This window comes from Jiangella aurantiaca, from assembly GCF_004349105.1.
Taxonomy (GTDB): domain Bacteria; phylum Actinomycetota; class Actinomycetes; order Jiangellales; family Jiangellaceae; genus Jiangella; species Jiangella aurantiaca.
Genome location: NZ_SMLB01000023.1, coordinates 68,522 through 90,064 on the forward strand (window position 1 = coordinate 68,522; position 21,543 = coordinate 90,064).

Here is a 21,543-nt window from a genome sequence, read left to right on the forward strand (position 1 = left end):
ACGGAACCCGTGATCAGTGGATGCTGAGGTCGTCGACGAAGAACGTCATGCCGTAGGCGATCGGGTCGCCGGTGGTGAACGTGACGCCGGCCAGCGCGGTGGCGGGCTCGGCCGGCGTGGTCGTCGTGAACGTGTCCGCGCCGACCGTCACCGTCGCCTCGTCCGTCGTCGCGTCCACGGCGATCGGCACCCAGGTGTTCGGCGCGATCGGCGCCGACAGCCGGCCCAGCGCCGTCCAGGCCGACCCGTCGAACACCTCCAGTGTCTGCGCCGGCTGCGCCGTCGTCCCCGGGACCAGCCGGAACCGCCACGGCTGGGCGGCCTCCCCGCCGGAACGGCCGTCGACGGCGAAGGTGAACGGGCCGCGGTAGTCGTTCGTGGCGAACCGGAACGACGTGACCTGCCGGTCCCGGTCGGGCGTGACGGTGCTCGCGACGGCGTTGTCGTCGAGGAACTTGTCGAACAGCCGCAGCGACGACCCGCTGTCGAAGCCTCGCAGCTCCTGGTCCGTGACCGTCGTGTTCTTGGCGTCGACGAAGCCGCGCGGGATGCCGTAGAGCGGGTCGTTCTCGAAGGTGTCGACGCCGACGGCATACAACTCCAGCTCCGTCACCGGCGTCGCGACCCCGGCCGCCCCGGTCACGCGCACGAACCGGGCCTGTTGCGGCTCGATCTCGGTGTAGCGCATGGCGTGGTCGCGGGTGTCGTCGGCCGTGACCACCGGCGCCGACCAACTGACGCCGTCGGCCGACAGCTGCACCGTCGCGTCCAGAGGCTGCCCGGAGCCGAGCATCAGCCCGATCCGATGCAGCGTGTACTCGCGGTCCAGCTCGACGGTCATCGACGGCGCGCCGCGCCGTGCCTCCAGCACGGCGGTGGAGTGCGTCCGCGAGCTGCCGTCGAACGCCCCCTCCGGCCGCTGCTCGGGGAACGTGCGGTTCGGCCGGGCGAACGTGCCGGTGACCGTCGCCGTCCCGGTGTGCAGCTTCGTCTCCAGGTCGATCTTCCCGGTGCCCGGCGTGACGGCGTGCACGTACGCCGCGAACACGCCGTACTGCTCGTGGTAGGCCTTGCAGCCCCAGACGTGGCAGTAGTCGCCGATGTACACGGTCCGGTCGGCGTCGACGTTCACCATGGCGGTGTTGCCGCTGGTGCCGTCGTAGCGGCCGTTGCCGGTCTCGGACGGGTACTTCACCAGCACCAGCCGCTCCTCGTCCCAGGTGCGGCCGGTGCCGTCGCGGCTGACGTAGACGCGGTCGTCCGGCCGGCCGGTGCTGAGCAGCAGGACGCCGTTCGGCTGCAGCACGAGGTTCGGATAGATGCCCTCGACCTGCTCGCCGTCCGGCCCGAGCAGCGGCTGCGTCGGCGTCCAGGTCGCGCCGGAGTCGTCGGAGAAGCTCACCCGCAGGTGCGGCGGCGTCTCCCAGCTGCGCAGCGCCGCGACCAGCCGGCCGTCGCTCGTCCACGACCAGCCGACCTCGTTGGTGCCCGGCGCCGGTGTCGGGATCTGTCCGCGCTGGGTCCAGCTGGTGCCGTCGTCGGTCGACTGCAGGACGATGCTCGACCCGAGCTCGCCCTGGTAGCGGGTGTACGCAGGCAGGATGATCGTGCCGTCGGGCAGTAGCAGGGGCTCGCGATGCACCCGCAGGCCGCGGTTCATCGGACCGAGTACCTTGCCCGGCGGCGGCGTGAACGGCGCCAGCGTCAGCTCCCACGTCTCGCCCTGGTCGTCGGACCGCCACACCTTGAGGTTCACGGACGTCTGGGTCGCGTCGGTCCACTCGGGGATGAACTCGACGGAAATCAGCGAGCCGTCGTCCAGCCGCAGCATGTTGTGCGCGCCCACCGGCGCCTCGCGCTTCGTCGTCAGGAACGAGACCGCCGAGTCCAGCGAGACGGACATGTTGGTGATCGAGTCCGCGCCGGCGACGTCGTCGTTGGCCTGGGACGACACGAACACCTTCTGCTCGGTCCGGCCGTCGGCGACGGTGTCCATCGCGAACGCGGACGGCACGGCCGCACGGGGTCCGGGTCCCCAGTTGACGACGTTCCACTCTGGCCCGACCCCGACGGCGTGGGCGTCAGGGTCCGGCCCGTCACCGGCGGGCAGCGGGTTGACGGCGCCGGTCGGGAGGTCGGCGACGGGGTCCGCGTCGGCCGGTCCGGGGCCGGTGTTCGACGCCAGCAGGGCGACGGCGGCGCCGAAGCCGACGAGGCCGCTGACGAGGTTGGCGAGACGTGGTCGGGAGCGACGGGGCATGGCGGGCTCCTCAGTCGACATCGGTGACGTTGTAGCGCAGCACGATCGCGGCCCGGCGGGCCTCGTCGTAGACGACGGTGACCAGCCGCGTCGTGCCGATCGCGACGGTGCCGGAGTAGCCGGCGTCCCAGGTGGTGCCGGGGTTGTAGAGCGTGTGGCGAGGGGTCTCCGTCCAGACCGAGTCGGTGCGGCGGACGGTGATGCGGACCGGCCGATTGGTCGGCGACGTCGCCGTGTTCGGCTCGCTCCACAGGTACGGGATGAGGTTCGTCCCCGGGATCCGGAACAGTTCCGGCCCGTGCATCCGCACGTTCATCGACCACGGCGTGGTCCACGTGGTCATGTAGGTGTTGTCGTAGGACTCCGACTGCATGGCGTAGGTCGTCGTCGACGGCGAGGTGTCGGAGGCCACGCGCAGCACGGCCCGGATGTCGCCGGGGTCGATCTGCGCGATCGCCGGCTCCTGGAAGTACCGCCCGGCCGAGCCGGCCGCGATGGTCTTCTGCCGCCCGGTCAGCCGGCCGTCCCAGGTCACCCCGTGGTCGACGCTGGCGACCACCACCGCGTCGTGGTAGCCGGTGCTGGCGTTGGTGCCGTAGAGCGGGATCAGCAGCTGGCCGTTGGCCATCTGGATGATCTTGGCGCTGGTCGCGGGGTAGGGGATGGTGCTGGAGAACACCTGGACCGGCGCCGAGAACGCGCCGGTGGCGGTGTCGCGCCGTTTCACCTGGGTCTGCAACGTGCCGAAGTTCGTCCCGAAGCCGGCGAAGTAGGAGAGCAGCAGCCGCTTGGTGCCGTCGGCCTTGGTGACGACGGCCAGCGACGGGTCCCTGTAGTCGACGCCGGTGTAGTCGGCGACGATGAACGGCGTCGCCTGCTGCCAGGTGGCGCCGCCGTCGGTGCTGCGCATCATCCGCAGCTGGCTCGCGACGCGCGAGTGGGCGCTGGACCAGCGGTAGACCATCAGCAGGTCGTCGGCGTCCCCGAACGGGTCGTTGACGATGTCCGGGAAGTACGCCTGGCAGTTCGTGCCGAGTTCGGAGTCGCCGCACGGGCCGCCCGGGACTACCACGGTCTCGACGATCGCCGCTGCCGCCGGGAGGGGGTAGCCGCCGAGCAGGACAGCGAGGGTCGCCGTCAGGACGGCCAGGAGAGAGAACCTCTTGCGTTGACCGAGTCGAGTCATGACCGCACCTCCGACGCCGAGTAGTGGGATGAGGAAATCCAGAACGGCATTCCATGTCAATGGCCTGGATAGCGTCGATGTGTGGCGCTTGACATGGAATGACCTTCTGTGTCTGCTGTCAGCCACCGACTCCAGGAGGCTGTCCATGCGCGTGTCCCGGTCCCGGTCCGTCGCGCTCGCCGTGAGCGTCGCCCTCGCCGGCGTCGCATCGCTGATCCCGGCCACCGCGCCGTCGGCGGGTGACATCGACGTCCCCACCGACGGCGCCGACCCGAACGCCTACGTCATCGCCCAGCACGACCACACCACCGTGTATGAGCCGCCGCCCGGCGTCATCGGCGGGAACGCCACCGTCGAGGCGTTCGACGCCGTCGACGAGGCCGGCCTGCCGATTCGCCGTGTGCAGATGACCTGGCAGTCCAACGAGGACGTCGCCGCCGCCGACAGCCAGGCGTCGATGGTTCTGTCCGACGACGGCGGCTACACGTTCCCCAGCGGCGTCAACGCCGACACCGGCGCCGGGTGGTTCTCCAAGCTGCGCGACGGCTCGATCCTCGGGGTGGAGTTCATCCCCAGGCGGGTGATCGACGAGCACAGCGTGGAGCTGATCGCCCGTCGTTCCACCGACAACGGCAGCACGTGGAAGGACCTGGCGTCGACCTTCACCACGGATCTGACCTTCGATCCCACGAAGTTCGACCGCGGCATCCGCGTGCACCGCGACATCTTCTACGCCTCGGACGGCGCGTTGCTGATGACGTACTACACGACGTACGCCGGCGACCCGGGGTACCGCACGGAGCTGGCCCGCAGCACCGACGGCGGCGAGACGTGGCACCGCTACGCGACGGTCGCCTCGTTCACCGACGGCCGGGTGATGGGGGAGTCGGGCATCGAGAGGGCCGCCAACGGCGACCTCGTCGCCGTCCATCGCACCGGGATCCCCGGCGGCGCGAACTTCGGCCCGCTGTACATCAACCGGTCGAGCGACGACGGCCGCACGTGGACGCGCCCGGAGCCGCTGCAGCTCACGACCGCCTCCGGCGAGCCCGCGCCGACGACGGGCGTGATGCCGGTGCTGCGGCTGCTGCCCAACGGCATCATGACGCTGACGTTCGGGCGGCCGGACAACTGGATCGCGATCTCGCCCGACGGCCTGGGCCGCAGCTTCGAGCAGGCGCAGCGGACGTACGTGAACCACCCGCGGGTCAACCAGGCGTTCCAGCGCAACCACGGCTCGTCCGGCAACGGCGCGCACGCGGTGGTGGCCGCGAACCGGGTGCTGGTGGTCGGCGACAACTGCGCGCCCAGCTGGGGCTGCCCCGAGACCGACGCCGGTTTCACCGTCGACGGCGACTACCGCGTCTGGAAGAAGTTCGTCGACGTCGTCGGACCCAACGTCGGCAAGATCGACCTGCTCGGCAAGGTCGAGGCCGGCACCGTCAGCATCGACACGACCATGACGCACACGACACCGCGGCTGCCCGAGACGAGCCCGCTGGGCGCTCTCGACGGCAGCACCGACTGGGCGTCGGCGGCCGTCTTCCGGTCCGTCCGCGGCGAGGGCGTCTACACGGTGAACCTGGACCGCGAGTACACGCTCGACCAGATCGGGCTGGCTCTGCAGTACGGCGCGCCCGGCGCCGCCCGCGTCGAGGTGTCGACCGACGGCACCGCCTGGACCGAGGTCGTCGACACCGGCACGATCACGTCGTACACCCAGACGTACTTCCCGGTGTCCGACGTGCGCGCGCGGCAGGTCCGCGTCACCGTCGCCGACACCGACCCGCAGGGTCCGGAGTTCCTCGGCGAGCTCGAGCTCTACTCCACCGTCGACTCCTTCGAGAACGACCCCGTCGGCCAGGTGCCGCGCGGCTACACCGGTGCGATCGGCGCCACCGTCACCGACTTCGACGTCGACGACTCCCGCCACGTCATGCGCCTGGCCGATGCGTGGACCGACAAGATCGCGACCGCCCGCTGGGAGTCGGAGCCGGCGGACGAGCAGACGCTGTCGTTCCGGGTGAACTCGATCGGCTACGCGCGCGGCTTCGCGTTCACCACGCTGGGCTCGACCGCCGACGCGACCGGCGTGCCCGCGTACCACCTCAACATCGGTTCGGACGGCAGCATCGGCTGGTACTCGTACGGGACGAAGAGCTGGACGAAGATCGCGCCGGCCGGGACCGCGCCGCAACGGGTCTGGCACGACCTGCGTGTGGAGGCCACTCTGGACGGCGCCGAGGTCTTCCTGGGCGACCGTTCACTCGGCACCGTACGCCCGTCGACCCCCGGCCTCACCGCGCTGACCGGCCACCAGTTCTCCTCCAGTGGCACGGCCAGCCAGTACGACCACTTCCTCATCGACGACGTCGAGCAGTCCTGACCAGAGGGCGGCCGGGGGCCTTGGGCGCCGTCGGCCGCCTTGCCGTCAGCATGTTCGATCCGGCGTGTTGACACCAGCGCCAACAGTTGGCGCTGGTGTCAACACGCCGGATCGATCACCCCGCCGCCCCGGGCGCCCGGCTCCGTTCGTCCACAGGCTGCCGGGCGGATGCACGTCGTCCACATTCGGGGCGATCGCGGTGGCGAGCGGTCCGCGACGGCGGGACCATCGCGGCATGGACGTGGGTGCACTGATCCGGCAGGCTCGCGATGACGCCCGGCTCACCCAGCAGGAGCTGGCCGAGCGGGCGGGGGTGAGCCGGTTCGCCATCTCTCACTACGAGAGCGGCCGCCGGCTGCCGACGATCGGCGGGCTGCGGGCCATCCTCGCGGCGACCGGCAACCAGTTGCGGGCCGAGTTGGAGCCGGTCGACGCCGATGTCCGGGAGGCCATCGCGCGGGTGGCGGCGATGCCCATGGCGGACCGGGAAGCAGTCCGCCACTGGTACTGGTTCGAGTCGCTGGCGGGCCACGATTCCTACCGGGTGGAGGGTATGGGCGCGGCAGGTCTGCTCGGTGCGCCGGTGCCGGTGGACGACCTCGACCTGGCGTTCGCGGACGCGCCCGGGGGGTATGCGACCCTCGTGCGCGTGGCGGCGGGGCACGGTCCCTGCCAGATCCGGGCCCGGCGCGCGGGTGCCGCCGTGTGGATCCATCCGCCCGACCCGGACGACGGGCCGCGCGGCGTCGAGACCGCGGCGGCGCGCCTGCGGGATCGTCTGCGCGACGACTGCCCCGACGGCGTGTTCTGGTTGAGCGCCGCGTGCGCGGTGGCCCGCGTCCGTCTAGCGCCGGCCGGCGAGGTCGCCTCCTACGTCGAGGTGGCGACGCCGCACGGAGCTGCTCGGGTGGCGCCGCTGCACCAGATCGTCGGCGCGGACCCGCAGACCGACCGGGTGCTGCGGGTCCTGCGCGAGCTCCGCGCCGCCGCGGGAACCGGCTAACGGGCGGTGCCGTCGGCCTTCATGGCGGTGAGGACGTCGCGGGCGGCCTCGAGGGTGCGGTCGATGTCCTGCTCGGTGTGCGAGCCGGAGACGTGGTTGCGCTTGAGCGACATCGGGATCATCAGGAAGCCCTTGTCGGTCATCCGGCGGTGGAACGCCGCGTAGGCCTGGTCGTCGTTGCGCATGAGGTCGCGGTAGCCGCGGATCGGGCCGGCGGCGAAGTACAGCGAGAACACGCCGCCGAAGCCGGCCACCGTCGCCTCGAGGCCCAACTCGGCCACGATCGACGCCAGCCCCGACCGCATCCGGTCGCCCAGCGCGTGGGTGCGCGTGTAGAAGTCCGGGTGGGCCTGCAGGTGATTGATGGTCGCGATGGCGGCCGTCGCGCCGATGGCGTAGCCGTTGAACGTGCCGGCCAGCAGCACGTCGCCCTTCTGGCCGTCGAACCTCTCCATGAGCGAGCGCGGCCCGGCCAGGCCGCCGATCGGGTAGCCGTTGGCCATGCCCTTGCCGAACGTGGTGAGGTCGGGCTGGACGCCGCAGACCTCCTGGTAGCCGCCGAGGGCGTGGCGGAAGCCGGTGATGACCTCGTCGAAGATCAGCAGCGACCCGTGCTCGCGGGTCAGCGCGCGCAGGCCGTCGACGAACTCCTGCGTGGGCACGAGGGCGCCGACGTTGTGCGGGATCGGCTCCATGATGACCGCGGCGATCCGCTCCGGGTACTGCTCGAACAGAGCCCGGACGGAGTCGAGGTCGTTGAACTCGGCGATCAGCGTCGACTCGAGGGCGGAGTCGAGGATGCCGGCCGACAGCGGGTCGCGGCCGTAGGCCAGCTCCGGGCGGGAGATGACGTTGCGGGCGACGGCGTCGTGCCAGCCGTGGAAGCCGCCCTGGAACTTCACCAGCAGCTGCCGGCCGGTGGCGGCGCGGGCCAGCCGGACCGCCTGTGCGGTGGCCTCGGACCCGCTCATCGTGGCGATCATCATCTCCGCGGACGGGATCACCTCGGTCACCCGGGTGGCCAGCTCGACCTCCAGCTCGGTGACGCCGAGGCCGAACAGGTCGGCGGTGCCGATGGCGGCCCGGACCGGGTCGTCGACCACGGGGGAGTTGTGCCCGAGCAGGATCGCGCCGAACGCGGCGTGGTAGTCCAGGTACCGGTTGCCGTCGAGGTCGACGACGTAGGCGCCGTCGCCGCCGGCGAACGCGTACGGGTGCCCCACGTACCGCGTCGCGGAGTTCACGCCGCCGGGCAGCACCTCCGCCGCGGCTTGGTGCAACGCCCAGCCGCGAGTGGACGAGCTGCGTGGGTCGTGGTCGGAGGCTGCCGTGCCGATCCCCGGGGACATCGGACTCCTGTTCCCGCGTCGCGCCCCGGCCGGCGGCCGGTATGCGACGCCTCTCGGTGGTGTCGTTGCCCGGAAGCGTAGGTTGCTTCGTCAAGCATGGCAAGACGTTCCATTTCTGGTCGCGTTACGCGATCGTCACAGCAGTGGGCCTTGACAGCGCCACTACCCCGACCCAAAGATGACTCGGCATGGCACGCCATTCCGTGATTGACGGCACAGCGCCGCTTGGCGTGGTGATCGTCGGTGCCGGCTTCATCGCCGACCACCACGGCGCCGCGCTGCGCGCCAGCTCGCGCGCCCGCCTCGCCGGCATCGTCGACGTCGACGCCGGCCGGGCCAGCGCCGCCGCGACCGCCGCCGGCGGCGTGCCGTGGACCACCGACCTGGCCGCGGCGCTGGCCCGGCCCGACGTCGGCGCCGCCATCGTATGCACGCCGAACGTGACGCACGAGCCCATCGCACTGCAGATCGCCGCCGCCGGCAAGCACCTGCTGATGGAGAAGCCACTGACGATCACGGCGCCGTCCGCCCGGGCCGTCGTCGACGCGTTCGACGCCGCCGGGACGGTGGTGATGGCCGCGCACACCCACCGGTTCTACGACTACGCCCGCGCGGTGGACGACGCGATCGCCGGCGGCGCCGTCGGGCGGCCGGTGTTCGCCCGGCTCGCGCTGCTGGGCGGCTGGATCTGGCCGGACTGGCGGGCCTGGGTGCTCGACCCGGCGAAGTCCGGCGGGCACGCGCTGCACAACGGCGTCCACCTGCTCGACCTGGTCAGCTGGTGGCTGCGCGACGAGCCGGTCTCCGTCTACGCGCGCGGCCGAGCGCAGACCGCCGCCGAGCTGCGCATCCACGATTACCTGGAGATGCACGTGGAGTACGCCCGTGGCGCCGACGCGGTGTGCGAGATGAGCCGTGGGCACCGCCCGTCCACACTGGACCGCCGCGACGTGCTGATCGCCGGCACCGAGGGCGTGCTGCAGCTGCCGGCCGACGGCTGGGGGTCGACGGTCGTGACGGAGTCCGGCACCAGCCTGCTGCACCCGCAGGCCGCCAACGGGTTCGCCGTCCAGCTCGACGCCTGGCTGGACGCGATCGCCGACCCGCGGGCCGAGCGGGCGATGACGCCGGCCGACGCGGTCCGCGCGGTAGCGCTGGGCGTCGCGACCGAGCTGTCCATCGAGCGTGGCGAGCCGGTCACGCTCGACGAGGTCATGGAAGGAGTGCGCCGATGAGCGAGGGGACCCTCGGCGTTCTGCTGCTCGGCTTCGCCGGCCTCGGCCCGGACCAGGACCACCAGCAGGACATGTACCTGCCGGCGTTCGGCACCCACGACGGCTTCGAGGTCGTCGCGGCCGCCGGCACGCCCGGCGACGCCGCCGACCAGGCGGCGGCCGAGCGGCTGGCCGGCAAGCTCGGCCTGCCCGCCCCGGCAGCGGACCTCGACGCCGCGCTCGCCGACCCCGCCGTCGACGTCGTCAGCGTCTGCGCCCCGCCGGAGCGCCGCGTGGACGCCGTCATCGCCGCACTCCGCGCGGGCAAGCACGTGCTCGTCGACAAGCCGCTGGCACTCACCGCCGCGGACGCCGCCCGGGTCGCCGCCGTCGCCGCGGAGTCCGGGACGGTCTGCCTCCCAGCGCACCACCAGCGGTTCCACCCGATGATCGCGGCCGCCCGCGGCGCCGTCGCCGGCGGGAAGGTGGGCCTGCCGTGGAACGTGCAGGCAGACTTCCTGGTCGCGGGCGGCACGCCGTCGCCGGCCGGCGAGCTGGCGAACTTCGCCGTATACCCGGTCGACGTGGTGCTCGCGCTCACCGGGCTGCGGGTCCGCCGGGTGTACGCGCGCCTCTCGACGTACTGGACCGACGGCGGCGCGGACGACTTCGCGCTGCTCTTCCTCACCCACGAGAACGGGCTGACCAGCACGATCAGCATCGGCCGGACCCGTGAGCTGGCCGACACCCGGCCGGCCGGACTCGCCGTGCACCGCTACCGCGTCAGCGGCTCGCACGGCGTCCTCGACATCGACGCCTCGCGCCCGGCTGTCGTCCTACGCCGGGCCGAGGCGTCGAGCCAAACGTGGCACGGGGCCGGGACCGTGGACCGGCTGCTCGACGAGCTGCACGCGGCCGTGTCCGCGGGTCGCCCGAGCAGCCCGTCCGCCGCCGACGCCGTCCACATCGCCGAGATCGTCGACGCGGCCCGCACCTCGGGCGTGTCCGGGCACCCCGTCGACCTCCGCTCAGACCAGGAAGGCAGCCGATGAAGCTGGTCAGCTACACCCGCGACGGCGTCACCCGGCACGGGTACGTCGCCGACGAGGCCGCGACCACCGTGGCCGAGCTCGGCGACGGCGACCTCACCGCGCTGGTTCAGGCCGGTGCCGGCACGACCGGCTGGCAGCCGGCCGACCCGGCCGCGACCCACCCGCTGACCGGGGTCGAACTCCGCGCCCCGATCACGCGCCCCACGAAGGTGCTGGCGGTGGCCGCGAACTACCAGGAGCACGTCGCCGAGGGCGGCGGCGAGCCCCTGGACAAGAGCACCCTGGCGCCGCGGCTGTTCCTCAAGCCCGGCACGTCCGTCACGAATCCCGGCGCGGACATCCCCCTGCCGTCGGTCAGCACCCAGGTCGACTGGGAGGCCGAGCTGGTCGTCGTCATCGGGCGTGGCGGCAAGGACATCCCGGTGGAGCGGGCACTCGAGTACGTGGCCGGCTACGCCGTGGGCAACGACGTGTCGGCCCGGTCGGTCGACTACGGGTACGAGCGCGACACCTCGTCCTCCGCGGTCACGTTCTTCGACTGGCTCGCCGGCAAGTGGCCGGACGGGTTCGCCCCGTACGGCCCCTACCTCGTCACGGCTGACGAGGTGCCCGATCCACAGGACCTCGACGTCGAGCTCGAGGTCAACGGCACGCTCCGGCAGAAGGGGAGCACCGCCGACATGATCTTCACCGTGGCCGAACTGGTCTCGTTCGCGTCGCGGCTGATGACTCTCGAGCCCACCGACATCATCATGACCGGGACGCCGGCCGGTGTCGGCGCGGCGTCGGGAACCTATCTCGCCTCGGGCGACGAGATGACGGTGCGCATCGCCGGTCTCGGCACCCTCACCAACCGCGTCGTCTGAAACCCATCCGCCGGGCGCCTGTCCGGCCAGACCAGATCCCTGAGAGGTAGCTGTGAGACGTTCCCGAGCGCAACGCGCAGCCCTGATCTCCGCCGGCCTGTCCATGATCCTCGCCGTCGCGGCCTGTTCGGACCCGACCCAGAACGACGACACCGGCAACACCAGCGACGAGGGCACCGGCGGTGCCGCCGAGGACACCACGCTCAACGCGTACCTGTACCAGCCGCCGGCGGCGAACTGGAGTCCGATGGCCCCGGCCAGCGGCCCCGACGGCATCGTGATGAACCTCATCTACGACTCGCTGCTGGGCGTCGACCCGAACTACGAGCTGTACCCGCGGCTGGCCGCCGACCTGCCGGAGATCTCCGACGACGGCCTGACCATCACGTACAAGCTCAAGGAGGGGCTGACGTGGAGCGACGGTGAGCCCTTCACCGCCGAGGACGTCGTCTTCACCTACAACCTCATGGCCGACCCGGACACCGGCAGCACGGCGTCGGGGCGGTTCGCCGACGTCGTCGGCGGTCCCGAGGTCGCGGCGGGCACCGCCGACACCGTCACCGGCTTCTCCGCGCCCGACGAGCACACCTTCCAGATCCAGCTGACCAAGCCGAACGTCGGCCTGGTGGGCCTCACCGGCAACATCTGGATCGTCCCGCAGCACGTGCTGGCCGACGTGCCGGTGGACGAGATGGACACGGCGGAGTTCTTCACCCAGAACCCGAACGTCGGCATGGGGCCGTACATCTTCCAGGAGTACGCCACCGACCAGTACATCCACCTGGTGAAGAACCCGGCGTTCCGCGAGGGCGAGGTGGACATCGACGAGATCTACCTGCGCCCGGTGACCTCCGACGTCGCGACAGCGCAGCTGGGCACCGGCGAGATGGACCTGGTGCAGATCTCGGCCGCGGACCTCGAGACGGTCGAGGGTCTCGACGGCATCGAGGTGGGCTCCGGCCCGGGCGCCGGTTACATCCGGACCTCGGTGAACGAGAAGAAGCCGTACCTGCAGGATCCGCGCCTGCGCCAGGCGATGCTCTACGCCGTCGACCGGCAGCAGCTGATCGACGAGGCGCTCGGCGGGCACGCGCAGCCGGTGAACGCCAGCTTCATGAACGACGCCCGTCCGGACGACCTGGAGACCTACGACTACGACCCGGACAAGGCCCGTGAGCTGCTGGCGGAGATGAACTGGGACCCGAACCAGGTGGTCACCCTCTCCTGGATCGCGGGCCAGCGCGACCGCGACACCGCGGCCACCATCCTGGAGAGTCAGCTCAACGCGGTCGGCATCAAGCTCCAGCTGAACCAGGTGCAGCCCGGCCAGCTGACGGACATGATGAACGACCAGTCCTACGACATGACGCTCTACGGTGGCGGCAACTACGCCACGGAGCCGTTCGCGGTCTTCGCGATCAACGCGTGCAGCACGCACTTCCCGACCGGCGGCAACCTGTCGTACTGGTGCAACGAAGAGTTCGACCAGCTGATGCTGGAGGCCAACGCGACGGTCGACGAGGCCGGCCGCTACGACCTCTACCAGCAGGCCGCACGCATCGAGAACGCCGAGGTGCCGATGATCTACCTGTACAACCCGGACACCATCTGGGCGCACACTGATGCGCTGAAGGGCTTCGTCCCCAACGGCGACTTCACCAACCCGTTCTGGAACGTCCAGGAATGGACGCTGGAGCGCTAGGTTTCGCACGACGCCGGGCGGCTGCCACCCGCGGCCGCCCGGCGGTTGGCCGGACGAGGAGGAGGTGAGCGGTGACGGCGTTCGTCGTCAGGCGGATCCTGGTGAACATCATCGTGTTCATCCTGATCGGAATCGGCGTGTTCCTGCTGGTTCGCGCGGCACCGGGCGACCCGGTGCGGATGATGATCAGGCCGGAGGACCTGCAAGAGGGCAGCGAGGCGTTCATCCAGGGCCGGCGCGAGGAGCTGGGGCTCAACGATCCGATCCTCGTGCAGTACGCCCGGTGGTTCCTCGACGCGCTCACCGGCGACCTGGGCTCGTCCTTCATCAGCCGGCAGCCGGTGAGCGGACTGCTGGCCGAGCGGCTCGGCCCGACGATCCTGCTGATGTCGACGGCGCTGGGCATCTCGCTGCTGATCGCCATCCCACTGGGCACGGTGGCGGCGATCCGGCGCAACACCAGCGTCGACTACGCGGCCGCGGCGCTCAGCCTCGGCGTCATCTCGATCCCGTCGTTCTTCCTCGGGATCGTCGCGATCTACGTCTTCTCGCTGCAGCTGGGGTGGCTGCCGTCGTCGGGGATGTCCACGCCCGGCGGCGGAGGCGGCACCGACGTGCTGCAGCACCTGATCATGCCGGCGGCGATCCTCGGGCTGGCCGGTGCCGGCCCGCTGACGAGGTACGTGCGCGGCAGCCTGATCGACGAGCTGTCCGCGGACTACGTGCGGACGGCCGAGGCCAAGGGCGGCTCGCCGGCCCGCGTGGTCACCCGGCACGCGCTGCGCAACTCGCTGATCCCGCTGATCACCATCATCATGATCAACATCCCGCAGATGCTGGCCGGCGCCGTCGTCCTGGAGCAGGTGTTCGCCTGGCCGGGCATGGGCCAGCTGGCCGTGCGGGCCGTCACGCAGCAGGACTACCCGGTGATCGTCGGGTTCGCGCTGTACGTGGCCGCGCTGGTGCTGATCTGCAACCTGATCGCGGACATCGCGTACGCGATCGTCGACCCGAGAGTGAAGGTGTCATGAGCGACCTGCGCCCTTCCCTCGACACTCCCGACGTCGCAGCCGCCGAGGAGGTGGTGGCCGCCGAGGCGACGGCCACCGGCGTCCGGACACAGCGGCGGTCGCCGGCCGCGATGGCCGTTCGCCGGTTCAAGCGGAACAAGGTCGCCGTCGCCGGCGGCGTGTTCCTGCTGATCATTCTGGTACTGGCGCTCTTCGCGCCGCTCATCGCGCAGCAGTCACCGACCGCGGTCGACCTCGGGCAGATCCGGCGGCCGCCGTCGGGCGAGCACTGGTTGGGCACCGATGCGTCGGGCCGCGACGTCTTCGCCCGGCTGCTCTACGCCGCCCGGGTTTCGCTACTCGTCGGCGTGTTCGCGGCGCTCGTGTCGGTGCTGCTGGGCACCGTGATCGGCGCGGTGGCCGGGCTGTTCGGCGGCTGGGTCGACACCCTGCTGATGCGCACGGCCGACATGGTGCTGTCGTTCCCGCCCATCGTGGTCATCATCGTGCTGGCCGGCCTCCTGGGGCCGAGCATCCCGATCCTCATCATCGCGATCGCCGCCACCACCTGGCCGACGCCGGCCCGGCTGGTGCGCGGCGTCACGCTGACCGTGCGGGAACGCGAGTACCTGCATGCCGCCCGGGTCGCCGGGGCGTCGCGCGGCTGGCTGCTGCGCAAGCACATCGTGCCCGCGGCCATGGGCCAGATCGTGGTGGTCGGCACCCTTCTGGTCGCCCAGGCGATCCTCGCCGAGGCGGTGCTGTCGTTCCTCGGGCTCGGCGTTCAGCCGCCGCAGGCCAGCTGGGGCAACATGCTCAACGACGCGCAGAGCCTCACGGTCATCCAGTCCATGCCCTGGCTGTGGCTGCCGCCGGGCCTGGCCATCGCCGCGACGGTGCTCGCGGTCAACTTCGTCGGCGACGGCCTGCGCGACGCCGTCGACCCGCGGCAGTCGGGGAGGTCGTGATGGACGACAACACCGAACCGCTGCTGGTGATCGACGACCTCGCCGTGGAGTTCCGGACCGACGAGGGCGTGGTCAAGGCCGTCGACGGGGCCGCGTTCACCATCGACCGGGGCGAGATCGTCGGCGTCGTGGGCGAGTCCGGCTCCGGCAAGAGCGTCACGGCGATGTCGATCCTCGGCCTGGTGAAGTCGGGCCGGCGGGTCCGCGGGGCGATCCGGTTCCGCGGCCGCGACCTCGGCACGCTGCCGGCCAAGGAGCTGCGCTCGATCCGGGGCGCGGAGATCGCGATGATCTTCCAGGACCCGATGACGGCGCTCAACCCCGTCGTCACCATCGGCAGGCAGATCGTCGAGGCGCTGCGGCTGCACGACAAGAGGCTCTCCAAGGCCGCGGCCCGCGACCGCGCGATCGAGCTGCTCGCCCTGGTCGGCATGCCCGATGCCGCGGCCAGGTTCAAGCAGTTCCCGCACGAGTTCTCCGGCGGCATGCGCCAGCGCGCGATGATCGCGATGGCGATCGCCAACGGCCCGAGCCTGCTCATCGCCGACGAGCCGACCACGGCGCTCGACGTCACCATCCAGGCGCAGGTGCTCGACCTGCTGAAGGTGGCGCAGCAGGAGACCCAGGCGGCGACGCTGCTCATCACGCACGACCTCGGCGTGGTGGCCGAGCTGGCCGACCGCGTCGTCGTCATGTACGCCGGCCGCGTGGTCGAGCAGGGCGACGTCACCACCGTCTTCACCGCGCCGCGGCATCCGTACACCGTCGGGCTGCTGGAGAGCCTGCCGCGGCTGGACCGCGACGTCGACGAGCTGCACCCGATCCCGGGCAGCCCGCCGAGCCTGCTCGCCCCGCCACCGGGCTGCCCGTTCCACCCGCGCTGCCCGCTGGCCCGCGACCGCTGCCGCACCGAGCGGCCGGAGCTGCGGGTGGTCGGCAACGGCACCGCGGTCCACCGGACCGCCTGCCACTTCGCCGAGGAGCTCGCGGCCGTCCCCACGGAGGTGACCCGATGACCGTCGAGACGGCGGCCGCCGAGCGGCTGGAGCACCTGGGCGAGGAGGTCCTGCGGGTCGAGGACCTGACGATGCACTTCCCGATCCGCGGCGGGGTGTTCCGCCGCCCGGTCGGCGCGGTCCGGGCCGTCGACGGCGTCTCGTTCGCCATCGACCAGGGCGAGACGTTGAGCCTGGTCGGCGAGTCCGGCTGCGGCAAGTCGACCACCGGGCGCATGGTGGTGCGGCTGCTGGAGCCGACGTCCGGGCGCATCCTCTACCGCGGCCACGACCTCGCGACGATGAGCGAGGACGAGCTGCGGCCGTGGCGCAGCAAGACGCAGATCGTCTTCCAGGACCCGTACGCCTCGCTGTCGCCGCGGATGACGGTGCACGACATCGTCGCCGAGCCGCTGCGGGTGCAGGGCCGCTACCGGCGGGGCGGCGCCGACCGCGTGTCGGAGCTGCTCGACCTCGTCGGCCTGCAGCCCGAGCACGCCAACCGGTACGCGCACGAGTTCTCCGGCGGCCAGCGTCAGCGCATCGGCATCGCCCGAGCGCTCGCGCTCGACCCCGAGCTGCTGGTGCTGGACGAGCCGGTCAGCGCCCTCGACGTCTCGATCCAGGCACAGGTGGTGAACCAGCTGCGCGAACTGCAGCAGCGGCTGGGGCTGGCGTACCTTTTCATCTCGCACGACCTCTCGATCGTGCGGCACGTGTCGCACCGGATCGCCGTCATGTATCTCGGCGTCATCGTCGAGACCGGCAGCCGCGACGAGATCTTCACCGCGCCGACCCACCCGTACACGCAGGCGCTGCTGTCCTCGGTGCCGGTGCCGGACCCGCGGCTGCGCGGCGCCCGCGAGCGGATCACCCTCAAGGGCGACGTGCCGAACCCGGCGAACCCGCCGTCGGGCTGCCGGTTCCGGACCCGCTGCTGGAAGGCCGAGGCCAAGTGCGCCGAAGAGGTGCCCGCGCTCGAGGACCGGCTGGGCACCGGCCACCCGAGCGCCTGCCACTTCCCGGAGCTGCTGCCCGTGCTGCCGACCTCGGGGGCCGCCTCGTGACCCTGGATCTGCTGATCACCGGTGGGACGGTCGTCGACGGCACGGGCGCCGACGGCGTCAGGGCTGACGTCGCGGTCGCCGGCGGGGTGATCGTGGCGGTGGGCCAGTACCCCGTCGAGGCCGACGCCGCCCGGATCGTCGACGCCACCGGGAAGGTCGTCTGCCCCGGCTTCGTCGACCTGCACACCCACTCCGACCTCACCCTGCTGTCCGCGCCGGAGGGCCGTAGCGCGGTCCATCAGGGCGTCACGACGACGGTGATCGGCAACTGCGGGCTGGGGGTCGCGCCGCTGGCCGCCGGTGCCGACGTCGGCGGCGTGCGGGCCGCGGTCGGCTACCTCGACCTCGACCCGTCCGTCGACTGGACCTGGCGGTCCTACGGCGACTACCTGGACGCCGTCGCCGCCACCCGGCCCAGCCTCAACGTCGCCGGACTGGTCGGGCACCTGCCGCTGCACGCGGGCGTCGTCGGGTTCGACGACCGCGGGCCGACGCCACACGAGCTGGACGAGATGACGTCGCTGCTGGCCGACGCGCTCGACGCCGGCGCCGTGGGCCTGTCCACCGGGCTGATGTACGCGCCGCTGACGTTCGCCCGCCGGGCCGAGCTGGTCGCGCTGGCCGAGGTCGTCGCCGCCCACGACGCGCTGTTCGCCTGGCACCTGCGCGACTACGCCGACGAGGTGCTGCCCGCCGTCCGTGAGGCGCTGGACATCGCCGCGGCGACCGGGGTGCGCACCCAGCTGTCGCACCTCACCGCCGTCGGCCGGCGCAACTGGGGCAGCGTCGCCACGGCGCTGGACCTGATCGAGGCCGCGCGCGACGACGGCCTGGACGTCGCCGTCGACATGTACCCGTACCTCGCCGGCAACGCGCCGCTGGCGCAGCGGCTGCCCGCATGGGCGCAGGCCGGCGGCGACGCCGCGATGCGCGCCCGGCTCGCCGATCCCGGCGCCGTCGCCCGGATCCGCGAGGCGTGGGCCGGCGACGCGCTCGGCTGGGACGAGATCACCGTCAACTCCGCGCCGGACGCGGCCGTCGTCGGGTACACCGTCACGAAGTTGGCCGCCGACCGCGGCACCGACCCGGACACCGTCGCGCTCGACCTGCTGGCCCGGTTCGGCAACGCGGTGTCGATGGTGGCCGGTGGCCGCGACGCCGGCGACCTGCGCGCCGTCCTGACCCACCCCGCGTCCGTCATCGGCTCCGACGGCCAGGCGCTGGACGTCGACGGGCCCACCGGTCAGGGCATGCCGCACCCGCGGTCGTACGGCACCTACCCGCGCCTGCTCTCCGAGCACGTGGCCGACGGCACGCTCACGCTGCCCGAGGCGATCCGCAAGTGCACCTCGGGTGCGGCGCGCCGGGCGGGTATCACCGATCGTGGGACCATCACCGCAGGGCAGGCCGCCGACATCGTGGTGATCGACGTCGGACGGCTCGCCGACCGCGCCACGTTCGCCGACCCCAGGCAGTACCCCGCCGGCGTCGACGCCGTGATCGTCAACGGCGAGCCGACGATCGTCTACGGGCAGCACACCGGCGCGCGCGCCGGCCACGTACTCAGAGCAGGGACGAAGGACAAGGGGCAGCGATCATGACACCCGTCGCCAGAACCACCCGCCGCACCTCGGTCGACGACGATCGGCCGGCGTCGGCGAACTACCACGCGAACGCGCTGGCGCGCGGGCTCGCGCTGCTGGAACTGCTGTCCACCGGCGCGGAGCCGTACACGCTGGTCGAGATCAGCGAGGCCACCGGGCTGCCGAAGAGCACGCTGGTCCGGCTGCTCGCCGTGCTGGCCGAGATGGAGTACATCGTCCGAGTCGACGAGCGGCCGTCGTACCGGCTCGGGCACAAGGTGCTGCGGCTGTCCAACGCGTACATGTCGTCGCTGGACCTGTCCGTGGTCGCCGACCGGTACCTCGCGCCGCTGGCCGACCGCACCGGCCAGACGGCGAACCTCGGCATGCTCGACGGCGCCCAGGTGATCCACGTCGGCGTGCACGAGCCGGACCGGCCGATCCGGTTCCACGCCAGCCCCGGCGTCCGCGACCACTCGTACTGCACCGGCCTGGGCAAGATGCTGCTGTCGCGGCTGCCCGGCGACCTGCTGGCCGAGCACGTCCCGGCCGACCCGTTCACGCGGTTCACCGACGCCACCATCACCACGATGGACGAGCTCACCCGTGAGCTGCGGCTGATCGAGCGGCGCGGGTACGCGTTCGACGACAACGAGCGCAGCGTCGGACTGCGCTGCGTCGCCGTCCCCGTCGAGGTCGACGGCGAGACGCTGGCCGCGGTGAGCGTCTCCGGCCCGTCCGGCGAGTTCGGCCCGGACCGCCAGCAGTTCTACCTGGAGCGGCTGACGGAGACCGCGGCCGAGCTGGCCGGCGACCCCGACACCGCCGCCGCGATGCGCATCGTCCACAGCTCGCTGCGTCCCGCCCGTTCCGCCAGCTAGGAGGCCGCCCGGATGTTCGACGTCCACACCCACTGTCACCAGCCGGAGCACTGGGGCCCGGAGTGGAAGGCCAACTGGGCGCCCGTCTACGGCCAGGAGGAGGCGCACAGCTTCACGCCCGAGGAGTACGACCGGGCGATGAAGGAGGGCGGTGTCTCCGTGGCCTGCGTCTTCGGGCTGCGGGCGACGGCGGCCGGGGTGGCGACGCCTAACGAGTACGTCGAGTGGTTCTGTGCGTCGACCAGCACGGAGACGATCGGGTTCATGGCGCTGGATCCCACTGACGCCGACGTCCTCTCGCAGCTGGAGGACGGGGTCGCCCGCGGGCTGCGCGGTATCAAGCTGTATCCCGTCCTGTCGCTGTTCGACGCGCGCGACGAGCGGTTCGACCCGTTCTACGAGGCGGCGACGCGGCACCGGCTGGTCATCCTGTGGCACACGGGCGCGACGCCGAGCCCGGCCGGGTCGCTCCTGGTCAGCCAGCCGCTGGTCGTCGACGAGGTGGCCCGCCGGCACCCCGGCCTCACCATGGTGATGGCGCACATGGGGCACCCGTGGCAGCGCGAGGCCATGGTGGTGTGCCGGAAGAACCGGCGCGTCTTCACCGACGTCTCCGCCTCGTGGGCGCGGCCGTTCGACGGCTACCACGCGCTGGTGCGCGCCCAGGAGTGGGGCGTCGTCGACAAGCTGCTGTTCGGGTCGGACTTCCCGATCTGGACGCCGGCGCAGGCCGTCGCCGGGCTGCGCGAGATCGCCGCGATGCGCCCGCCGACGCTGCCGTACGTGCTGCCGACGACACTCGAGTGGCTGCTCGACGGCGACCCGCGCGAGGCGCTGGGGCTGCTGTGAGCGTGGCGTCGATGGAGACCCGGGCGGCGGTGCTGTGGCGGCTGGGTTCGGAGCCGCCGTACGCGGGCGGCTCCGCTCTGACGGTGGAGTCGCTGACGTTGTCGGGGCCGGACGCCGGTGAGCTGCTGGTGCGGATCGAGGCGGCCGGGCTGTGCCACTCGGACCTGTCCGTGATCAACGGCAGCCGGCCGCGGCCGACGCCGATGGTGCTGGGCCACGAGGCGGCCGGTGTGGTCGAGGCGGTGGGCCCTGGCGTCATCGACGTCGCGTCCGGCGACCACGTCGTCATGACGTTCGTGCCGTCGTGCGGGCACTGCACCGAGTGCGCCTCCGGACGGCCGGCCATGTGCACCGTCGGCGCTGCGGCCAACGGGGCGGGCCGGCTGGTCGCCGGCGGGACCCGGTTCGCGCGTGACGGCGTCGGCTTCGCGCATCATCTGGGCGTCTCGGCGTTCGCCGAGCGGACGGTGGTCTCGCGCGGCTCGGTGGTCGTCGTGCCGCCGTCAGTGCCGTTCGACGTCGCGGCGATGCTCGGCTGCGCCGTGCTCACGGGCTTCGGGGCCGTGGTGAACACGGCCGTTGTGCGGCCGGGGGAGTCGGTCGTGGTGTTCGGGCTGGGCGGGGTGGGCCTGTCCGCGGTCATGGGCGCCGCCCTGGCCGGCGCGCACCCGATCGTCGCCGTCGACACGGTGGAGTCGAAGCTGTCGCTGGCGCGGTCGCTGGGCGCGACCGCCGTCGTGGACGCCGGCGCGGTGTCCGACGTGGTGGCCGCCGTCCGCGACGCGACGGGTGGCGGCGCCGACCACGCACTGGAGTGCGTCGGCAGTGCCGCCGTCCTCGAGACCGCGTTCGCCGCGACCGCCCGCGGCGGCACCACCGTCGCCGTCGGCCTCCCAGACCCGTCGCACCGCGCCTCCCTGCCTGCCGTCACCCTGACCGGCGAGGGCCGCGTCCTGCGCGGCTCGTACATGGGCTCGGCCGCGCCGGCGCGCGACATCCCGCGGCTGATCCGGCTGTGGGAGGCCGGCAAGCTGCCGATCGAGCGCCTGCGTACCGGCGACATCGGTTTCGACGGCCTCCCCGCCGCGTTCGACGAGCTCGCCGCCGGGCGCGCGGTCCGCCAGCTGCTGCGCCCCTCCGCGGCCTGAGGGGTCGCGTCCGCCCCGTACCAG

At 72.1% G+C, this 21,543-nt stretch carries 17 protein-coding genes; 14 read left to right on the top strand and 3 right to left on the bottom strand.

Annotation, left to right across the window (positions count from 1 at the left end; translation table 11 throughout):
• Positions 1-13: 13 nt before the first annotated feature.
• Together E1262_RS17045 and E1262_RS17050 are read right to left on the bottom strand one after the other, a co-directional pair.
• Positions 14-2,260 (bottom strand): exo-alpha-sialidase, encoded by a 2,247-nt coding sequence (locus tag E1262_RS17045; protein ID WP_132104342.1) that lies wholly within the window; start codon positions 2,258-2,260, stop codon positions 14-16.
• 10 nt (positions 2,261-2,270) lie between these two features.
• Positions 2,271-3,446: a sialidase family protein gene (locus E1262_RS17050; protein ID WP_162605956.1), complete on the bottom strand. Its 1,176-nt coding sequence runs from the start codon at positions 3,444-3,446 to the stop codon at positions 2,271-2,273.
• 145 nt (positions 3,447-3,591) lie between these two features.
• Between E1262_RS17050 and E1262_RS17055 the strand changes: the two genes are divergently transcribed.
• Together E1262_RS17055 and E1262_RS17060 are read left to right on the top strand one after the other, a co-directional pair.
• The gene (locus E1262_RS17055; RefSeq protein WP_162605957.1) at positions 3,592-5,832 is read left to right on the top strand and encodes a discoidin domain-containing protein; all 2,241 of its coding nucleotides are present in this window, start codon (positions 3,592-3,594) and stop codon (positions 5,830-5,832) included.
• A gap of 235 nt (positions 5,833-6,067) precedes the next feature.
• Complete coding sequence (locus E1262_RS17060; RefSeq protein WP_132104345.1) at positions 6,068-6,835, top strand: helix-turn-helix domain-containing protein; 768 nt, start codon at positions 6,068-6,070, stop codon at positions 6,833-6,835.
• Here the strand turns inward: E1262_RS17060 and E1262_RS17065 are convergent.
• Entirely contained in the window at positions 6,832-8,184 is a 1,353-nt protein-coding gene (locus E1262_RS17065) for an aspartate aminotransferase family protein (RefSeq protein WP_132104346.1), read from the bottom strand. The genes E1262_RS17060 and E1262_RS17065 overlap by 4 nt on opposite strands.
• A 188-nt stretch (positions 8,185-8,372) precedes the next feature.
• Here E1262_RS17065 and E1262_RS17070 point away from each other — a divergent pair, with 188 nt between their 5' ends.
• From E1262_RS17070 to E1262_RS17125, 12 genes are all read left to right on the top strand, one after another.
• A complete protein-coding gene (locus tag E1262_RS17070) occupies positions 8,373-9,419 on the top strand; it encodes a Gfo/Idh/MocA family protein (protein ID WP_132104347.1) in 1,047 nt (348 codons plus the stop codon).
• Entirely contained in the window at positions 9,416-10,450 is a 1,035-nt protein-coding gene (locus E1262_RS17075; RefSeq protein WP_132104348.1) for a Gfo/Idh/MocA family protein, read from the top strand. Before E1262_RS17070 ends, E1262_RS17075 begins: the two co-directional genes overlap by 4 nt.
• On the top strand, positions 10,447-11,316 hold the full coding sequence (locus tag E1262_RS17080) for a fumarylacetoacetate hydrolase family protein (protein ID WP_132104349.1): 870 nt from the start codon (positions 10,447-10,449) through the stop codon (positions 11,314-11,316). Before E1262_RS17075 ends, E1262_RS17080 begins: the two co-directional genes overlap by 4 nt.
• A 52-nt stretch (positions 11,317-11,368) precedes the next feature.
• The gene (locus E1262_RS17085; protein WP_132104350.1) at positions 11,369-13,018 is read left to right on the top strand and encodes an ABC transporter substrate-binding protein; all 1,650 of its coding nucleotides are present in this window, start codon (positions 11,369-11,371) and stop codon (positions 13,016-13,018) included.
• A 71-nt stretch (positions 13,019-13,089) separates the two neighbouring features.
• Positions 13,090-14,049, top strand: a complete 960-nt coding sequence (locus E1262_RS17090) for an ABC transporter permease (protein ID WP_132104351.1) — start codon at positions 13,090-13,092, stop codon at positions 14,047-14,049.
• Entirely contained in the window at positions 14,046-14,996 is a 951-nt protein-coding gene (opp4C, locus tag E1262_RS17095; RefSeq protein WP_203453956.1) for an oligopeptide ABC transporter permease, read from the top strand. Before E1262_RS17090 ends, opp4C begins: the two co-directional genes overlap by 4 nt.
• Positions 14,996-16,012: an ABC transporter ATP-binding protein gene (locus E1262_RS17100; protein ID WP_132104352.1), complete on the top strand. Its 1,017-nt coding sequence runs from the start codon at positions 14,996-14,998 to the stop codon at positions 16,010-16,012. Before opp4C ends, E1262_RS17100 begins: the two co-directional genes overlap by 1 nt.
• Positions 16,009-17,058: an ABC transporter ATP-binding protein gene (locus tag E1262_RS17105; protein WP_132104353.1), complete on the top strand. Its 1,050-nt coding sequence runs from the start codon at positions 16,009-16,011 to the stop codon at positions 17,056-17,058. Before E1262_RS17100 ends, E1262_RS17105 begins: the two co-directional genes overlap by 4 nt.
• The gene (locus E1262_RS17110) at positions 17,055-18,659 is read left to right on the top strand and encodes an N-acyl-D-amino-acid deacylase family protein (protein ID WP_162605958.1); all 1,605 of its coding nucleotides are present in this window, start codon (positions 17,055-17,057) and stop codon (positions 18,657-18,659) included. The genes E1262_RS17105 and E1262_RS17110 overlap by 4 nt, the downstream gene beginning before the upstream one ends.
• Positions 18,656-19,522 (top strand): IclR family transcriptional regulator, encoded by an 867-nt coding sequence (locus E1262_RS17115; protein WP_132104355.1) that lies wholly within the window; start codon positions 18,656-18,658, stop codon positions 19,520-19,522. The genes E1262_RS17110 and E1262_RS17115 overlap by 4 nt, the downstream gene beginning before the upstream one ends.
• Before the next feature lie 12 nt (positions 19,523-19,534).
• Positions 19,535-20,371, top strand: a complete 837-nt coding sequence (locus tag E1262_RS17120; RefSeq protein ID WP_132104356.1) for an amidohydrolase family protein — start codon at positions 19,535-19,537, stop codon at positions 20,369-20,371.
• Positions 20,372-20,382: 11 nt separating this feature from the next.
• Entirely contained in the window at positions 20,383-21,519 is a 1,137-nt protein-coding gene (locus E1262_RS17125; RefSeq protein ID WP_132104357.1) for a zinc-binding dehydrogenase, read from the top strand.
• Positions 21,520-21,543: the final 24 nt, after the last annotated feature.

Excerpts from the sequence above, each read along its gene's own strand:
- E1262_RS17105 (WP_132104353.1), top strand. The coding sequence starts at position 16,009 with ATGACCGTCGAGACGGCGGCCGCCGAGCGGCTGGAGCACCTGGGCGAG.
- E1262_RS17055 (WP_162605957.1), top strand. The coding sequence starts at position 3,592 with ATGCGCGTGTCCCGGTCCCGGTCCGTCGCGCTCGCCGTGAGCGTCGCC.
- E1262_RS17075 (WP_132104348.1), top strand. The coding sequence starts at position 9,416 with ATGAGCGAGGGGACCCTCGGCGTTCTGCTGCTCGGCTTCGCCGGCCTC.
- E1262_RS17060 (WP_132104345.1), top strand. The coding sequence starts at position 6,068 with ATGGACGTGGGTGCACTGATCCGGCAGGCTCGCGATGACGCCCGGCTC.
- E1262_RS17100 (WP_132104352.1), top strand. The coding sequence starts at position 14,996 with ATGGACGACAACACCGAACCGCTGCTGGTGATCGACGACCTCGCCGTG.
- E1262_RS17065 (WP_132104346.1), bottom strand. The coding sequence starts at position 8,184 with ATGTCCCCGGGGATCGGCACGGCAGCCTCCGACCACGACCCACGCAGC.
- E1262_RS17070 (WP_132104347.1), top strand. The coding sequence starts at position 8,373 with ATGGCACGCCATTCCGTGATTGACGGCACAGCGCCGCTTGGCGTGGTG.
- E1262_RS17045 (WP_132104342.1), bottom strand. The coding sequence starts at position 2,260 with ATGCCCCGTCGCTCCCGACCACGTCTCGCCAACCTCGTCAGCGGCCTC.
- E1262_RS17115 (WP_132104355.1), top strand. The coding sequence starts at position 18,656 with ATGACACCCGTCGCCAGAACCACCCGCCGCACCTCGGTCGACGACGAT.
- opp4C (WP_203453956.1), top strand. The coding sequence starts at position 14,046 with ATGAGCGACCTGCGCCCTTCCCTCGACACTCCCGACGTCGCAGCCGCC.
- E1262_RS17050 (WP_162605956.1), bottom strand. The coding sequence starts at position 3,446 with ATGACTCGACTCGGTCAACGCAAGAGGTTCTCTCTCCTGGCCGTCCTG.
- E1262_RS17125 (WP_132104357.1), top strand. The coding sequence starts at position 20,383 with ATGGAGACCCGGGCGGCGGTGCTGTGGCGGCTGGGTTCGGAGCCGCCG.
- E1262_RS17120 (WP_132104356.1), top strand. The coding sequence starts at position 19,535 with ATGTTCGACGTCCACACCCACTGTCACCAGCCGGAGCACTGGGGCCCG.
- E1262_RS17080 (WP_132104349.1), top strand. The coding sequence starts at position 10,447 with ATGAAGCTGGTCAGCTACACCCGCGACGGCGTCACCCGGCACGGGTAC.